This window comes from Saccharopolyspora sp., from assembly GCF_017434145.1.
Classification (GTDB): Bacteria; Actinomycetota; Actinomycetes; order Mycobacteriales; family Pseudonocardiaceae; genus Saccharopolyspora_C; species Saccharopolyspora_C galaxeae.
In genome coordinates, this window is the sequence record NZ_JAFRFW010000642.1 from 1 (window position 1) to 5,083 (window position 5,083).

Consider the following 5,083-nt stretch of genomic DNA (forward strand, 5'->3'; position numbering starts at 1 on the left):
GCATCGCGGGCATGTCGTTCTCGATCCGCATGCGCGAGCTCGGCTGGGCCGTCGAGGACGGGCACGTGACGGCGGACTTCGCTTCGGTGGCCGGTGCCGTCTCCGGGGCGCAGCGCTGGCCCGCCGCCGCGATCAGCGTGACCTTCCGGCACGTCTGCGAAGAATCGGCGGCCGCCTGCGGACGGACGTGGCCGGAGCTCGCCGCGGAAGTGCGCCGCACCGCCGAAGAACTCAGCGAGCAGGTGCACGGCCACCGCTGAACCGCGCAATATCCGAAATTGTTTTGAAAACGATTATCCGCACACGCAGAAGTGCCCGGTCCTCCTCGCAGGAGGACCGGGCACTTTCTTTCCCGCGGCGGAAAGACCGGGCGACTCAGCCCTGGGTGTTCCCGATCGGGTTCGCGGCGGTCGAGTCGCCGCCGTCCCCACCGTTGGCCGCGTCGCAGCTACCGGTGCCGAGGACACCGATGCCGCAAATCAGGTTGACGCCGATGCCGCCGGCGCCACCCTCGCCGCCGTCGCCGGACTCGGCGCCGACCAACGGGTCCTTGCCGCCGTCAGCGGCGAGCGCGGCCGGAGCAGCGCCCATCAGCGCCATGGCGGCGACAGCGGTCGCACCCAGCATCCGAGCAGAATTACGCATGCGAATTTCCCCTCGTTGTTTCTGAATCTGATTCAACCGATCCCGATGCCCTGCTTCAGAACCCCTCGTCGATCGGCGAGGAAACAATCGCACTCGCGCCGCGCTGGAGCACCCTCAGTAGCGCGAAAGTGAAGATACTTCCCCACTATGGTTGCTTGTATGACTGAGCGTGAGCAGTTCTCTCGCACTACTCAGGTACAGCTGAACGTCCCGAAAGGGAATCACATCTGTCAGCACACTGGAAACTTCCACTCCATCAGATCCCGGCGACGAACTCCCGCGCCAGATCGGCCGGGTTCGCCTTGTCCACCTCCAGCCGCCGGTTGAGCTCGGTGAGCTTCTCGGTCGTCAGCGCCCGCGACGCCCGGTTCAACGCATCGGCCTGCGGCGGCGTCAGCCGGTTGCGGCCGATCAGCGGCACCACGTGCTGCGCCGGGAACATGTCCGCCGGGTCGTCGAGCTCGACCAGGTCGTTCTCGCTGATCTGCGAAGACGTGGTGAACAGGTTCGCGACCTGGATGGTGTCCTCGACGAGCGCGTCCACGGTGACCGAGCCCGCCTCCAGGTTCCGGATCTCTTGGAACCGGCAGCCGTAGACCTCGCCGATGCGCTGCTCCCACCGCGACTTCCACTCCGCGGGCGCGCCCAGGGTGAACTGCCCGCAACGCGGCCCCAGGTCGGCCATCGAGCGCACGCCGCTCTCGGCGGTTCGCCTGGTCACGGTGAGCACGTCGGAGTCCTCGGCAGGCGACTGCTCCAGCACGTCCAACCCCGGCGGGAGCCTGCGCTTGACTTCGTCGTAGACCTGCTCCGACTCCGTCGCCGTGCTCTGCGGGTCCAGGTACTGCAGCAGGTTGCCGGTGTAGTCCGGGATCACGGTCAGCTCGCCCTGTGCCGCGGCGTTGACGTAGGACTCCCGCGCGCCGATGCGGGGTTTGGTCTCCACCTCGGCACCGGTGCCGCGCAGCGCCGCCGCGTAGATCTCCATGACGAGTTCGCTTTCGGCGAAGTCGGCCGAGCCGACCACCAGCGCACCATCGGTGCCGTCGCCCGCCTGGAACGGATCGCCGCCGCAGCCCGCCAGGCCGAGCACCACCAGCAGGGACAGGACCACAGCGCTCATCCGCCTCACGGCGCACTCCCCAATCCGTGCCGATCCGGACGACTTCATGCCACGCCGGCCGGAACCCGCCGCTTCGCGCGCAGGCCCTTCGGAGTCAGCAGCTTCGACATCCCCGCGAGCAGTGCGTCCAGCACGACCGCGAGCAGCGCGATGAACAGGGCCGCGGCCAGCGTCTGCCCGTAGTCGTAGACCTTGATGCCTTCCAGCAGGATGGCGCCGAGCCCGCCGAGGCCCACGTACGCCGCCACCGACGCGGTGGCCACGACCTGCAGCATCGCGGTCCGGACACCGCCGAACAGCAGCGGCGCCGCATTCGGCAGCTCCACCTGCCACAACTGCTGCAACGACGTCATGCCCATGCCCTTGGCGGCGTCCCGCACCTCCGGCGGCACGCTCTGCACCCCGGCGTAGGCGCCGGACAGCACCGCGGGGATGGCCAGGATCACCAACCCGGCCAGCGTCGGCAGCACCCCGATCCCGGCGAGCAGGACGAACAGCGTGACCAGGCCCAGCGTGGGCAGCGCCCGCATCGAGTTGGTCAGCACGACCGCGGACGCGCCGCCGCGGCCGGTGTGCCCGATGCAGAGGCCGATCGGCACCCCGATGATCGAAGCCGCCAGCACCGAAACGACGCAGTAGTACAGGTGCAGCAGGCACTGCAGCAGCAGCCCGTCGGAGGAGAACCAGTGCGCGGGGTCGGCCAGCCAGCCGAGCAGTTCCTCGATGATCAAGCTGCTCGCCCCCCGGCTCGCTGCCACGGTGTCAACGCCCTGCGCAGCGCGACGATCAACAGGTCACCGACCATCGCCAGCAGCAGCGTCAGCACCACGCCCAGCAGGATCGGAGTGAGGTAGTCGCGCTGGAATCCGTCGGTGAACAGCCGCCCCAGCCCGCCGATGCCGATCAGCGCGCCGACGCTGACCAGGCTCACGTTGCTGACCGAAGCGACCCGCAACGAGGTGGCCAGCACCGGCACCGCCAGCGGGAGTTCGACGGCGAAGAATCGGCGCCGCGGCCGGTAGCCCAACGCGGTCGCGGCGGTGACGACGTGGCCGGGCACCGAGCCGAGCCCGTCCATCACCGGCCGGACCAGCAGCGCCGCGTTGTAGATGGTCAGCGCCACGACCACGTTGATCGACGCGGTCGCTCCGGTCCCGAGCACCGCGGGCAGGATCACGAACAGCGCCAGCGAAGGAACCGTGTACAGCACGTTGGCCGAACCCAGCAGCACGCCCCGCACTCGCGGGTTCCGTTGCGCGAAACGTCCGAGGGGCAGCGCGATCAGCGCGCCGATCACCAGCGGGATCAACGCGAGGTACGCGTGCTGCCCGAGCGAGCTCAGCAGCACCTCGCGGTTGCTCGGGCTGGAGAAGTAGTGCGCCAGCTCGTCGATCACGGCGCTACCCGCTGCCTGCGGCTGCGCTCAATCTCGTCGAGGACTTGCTGCGCGGTGACCACGCCGACGTAGCCGCCGCGGTCGTCGACGACCACGCCCAGCCCGGACGGCGACGACAGCGCGGCGTCGAGCGCGCCGCGCAGCGGTGTTCCCGTCGTGTGCAGCGATCCGCCGGCAAGCAGCCGATCTTCGGTGACCGGACCGGTGACCTCAGCGTCCGGGGCCAGCCAGCCGCGCGGCCTGCGGTCACCGTCCAGCGCCAGTACCCAGCCATCGGCGCTGCTGCGGTCGCCGAGGGTCACCGTGGCCACTTCGTCCGGCACCACCGAACCGTCCACGAACGACAACCGCCGGTAGCCGCGATCACGGCCGATGAACGAGGTGACGAAGTCGTCCGCGGGCTCGGCCAGCAACTCGTCGGGTTCGGCGTACTGCGCCACATGTCCGCCGGTTCGCAGCACCGCCACTTGATCGCCGAGCCGCACGGCCTCGTCGATGTCGTGCGTGACGAACAGGACCGTCTTGCCGAGCTCGCCCTGCAACCGCAGCAGCTCCTCCTGCAGTCCTTCGCGCACGACCGGGTCGACCGCGCTGAACGGCTCGTCCATCAGCAGCACCGGCGGGTCGGCGGCGAGCGCGCGGGCCACCCCGACCCGCTGCTGCTGACCACCGGAGAGCTGCGCGGGGTACCGGTCGGCCAACGACACCGGCAGGCCGACCAGCTCGAGCAGCTCGCGCGCCCGGTCCCGGGTGGCGCGCCGGCTGTTGCGGAACAACCGCGGCACCGTCCCGACGTTGTCCAACACGGTGCGGTGCGGGAAGAGACCGGCCTGCTGGATGACGTAGCCGATGCCGCGCCGCAGCACCGCGGGATCGGCGTCGCGCACGTCCTGACCGTCCACGAGCACGTTGCCGGACGTCGGCTCGATCATCCGGTTGACCATGCGCAGCAGCGTGGTCTTGCCGCAGCCGGACGGGCCGACGAGCGCGGTGATCGTGCCTGCGCGCACGGTCAGGTCCACGTCCTCGACGGCGACCGTGCCGTCCGGGTACGCCTTGCGCACCGACCGGAACTCGATCAACCGAGCCCCCTCGCTGATCACCGACAGTCACTCGCCGACCGCCGCAAACCCGGCCGACCTTAACCCGGACGTCGGAATCTTGCGATGATCCAAGACGGTTGTGTGATCTTCAGCGGGCGTGGTCAGCAGCCAGTTCCCACGATCCGGGAGCAACTCTGCGGGGCGGGCTCACTTCCCCTCGGCGAACGGCAGCGGCCCGGCCGCCAACATGGCGCGCAACTCCCGCGGCGGCACCGGCTTGGAGAACAGGTAGCCCTGGTAAGCATCCACGCCGACCCCGGACAGCACGTGGAACTGGGTGGCCGTCTCCACGCCCTCGGCCACGCAGCGGCGGCCCATCGCACGCGCCATGCCGACCACGGCCTGCGCCACCGCGAAATCCGACGGGTCGCCGCCGACACCGGCCACGAACCGCCGGTCCACCTTGATGATCTGCGCTGGCAGGTCCTTCAGCCGGGCCAGCGACGAGTAGCCGGTGCCGAAGTCGTCCACCGCGAACCGCACCCCGCGGTCCACCAGTTCGCCCATCGCCTGCCGGGTCCGCGACGGCAGATCCACCAGCGCCGTCTCCACCAGCTCCAGCACCACGCGGTCCCAGGCCACGCCGCACTCCGCGACGGTGTCCGCGACGACGTCGACGAAGTCCGCACCACCGGGCACCAGCCCGGCCAGGTTCACTGCGATGCCGACCTCGCGCCCGCCCTGCGCGGGCCAGCTCGCGGCCTCCCGCAGCGCGGTGCGCAGCACCCAGCGGTCCAGCTCGCGCAGCAGGTCGCCCTGCTCGGCCACCGGCAGGAAAGCATCCGGGCTGAGCAGGCCGCGGTCCGGATGCGGCCA

At 70.1% G+C, this 5,083-nt stretch carries 7 protein-coding genes; 1 reads left to right on the forward strand and 6 read right to left on the reverse strand.

What is annotated here, in order from left to right; all coding sequences use genetic code 11:
• On the forward strand, nucleotides 1–260 hold a 260-nt coding region (locus IJH84_RS17660), incomplete at its 5' end, for an IclR family transcriptional regulator C-terminal domain-containing protein (protein ID WP_295146412.1).
• 115 nt (nucleotides 261–375) lie between these two features.
• Here IJH84_RS17660 and IJH84_RS17665 read toward each other — a convergent pair.
• The 6 genes from IJH84_RS17665 to IJH84_RS17690 form a co-directional block, all read right to left on the reverse strand.
• A complete protein-coding gene (locus IJH84_RS17665) occupies nucleotides 376–645 on the reverse strand; it encodes a hypothetical protein (RefSeq protein ID WP_200073211.1) in 270 nt (89 codons plus the stop codon).
• A 256-nt stretch (nucleotides 646–901) separates the two neighbouring features.
• Nucleotides 902–1,768 (reverse strand): ABC transporter substrate-binding protein, encoded by an 867-nt coding sequence (locus IJH84_RS17670; RefSeq protein ID WP_295146415.1) that lies wholly within the window; start codon nucleotides 1,766–1,768, stop codon nucleotides 902–904.
• Between the two features lie 44 nt (nucleotides 1,769–1,812).
• Entirely contained in the window at nucleotides 1,813–2,526 is a 714-nt protein-coding gene (locus tag IJH84_RS17675; protein WP_295146417.1) for an ABC transporter permease, read from the reverse strand.
• Nucleotides 2,496–3,164 carry an ABC transporter permease gene (locus IJH84_RS17680; RefSeq protein ID WP_295146420.1) on the reverse strand — a complete coding sequence of 223 codons (669 nt, stop codon included), beginning with the start codon at nucleotides 3,162–3,164 and terminating at the stop codon, nucleotides 2,496–2,498. Before IJH84_RS17680 ends, IJH84_RS17675 begins: the two co-directional genes overlap by 31 nt.
• The gene (locus IJH84_RS17685) at nucleotides 3,161–4,246 is read right to left on the reverse strand and encodes an ABC transporter ATP-binding protein (RefSeq protein ID WP_295146422.1); all 1,086 of its coding nucleotides are present in this window, start codon (nucleotides 4,244–4,246) and stop codon (nucleotides 3,161–3,163) included. The genes IJH84_RS17680 and IJH84_RS17685 overlap by 4 nt, the downstream gene beginning before the upstream one ends.
• 168 nt (nucleotides 4,247–4,414) lie before the next feature.
• Nucleotides 4,415–5,083 (reverse strand): EAL domain-containing protein (locus tag IJH84_RS17690; RefSeq protein WP_295146424.1); only part of this gene is annotated, 669 nt, incomplete at its 5' end.

Coding starts and splice junctions, on each gene's coding strand:
- IJH84_RS17665 (WP_200073211.1), bottom strand. CDS start 645: ATGCGTAATTCTGCTCGGATGCTGGGTGCGACCGCTGTCGCCGCCATG.
- IJH84_RS17670 (WP_295146415.1), bottom strand. CDS start 1,768: ATGAGCGCTGTGGTCCTGTCCCTGCTGGTGGTGCTCGGCCTGGCGGGC.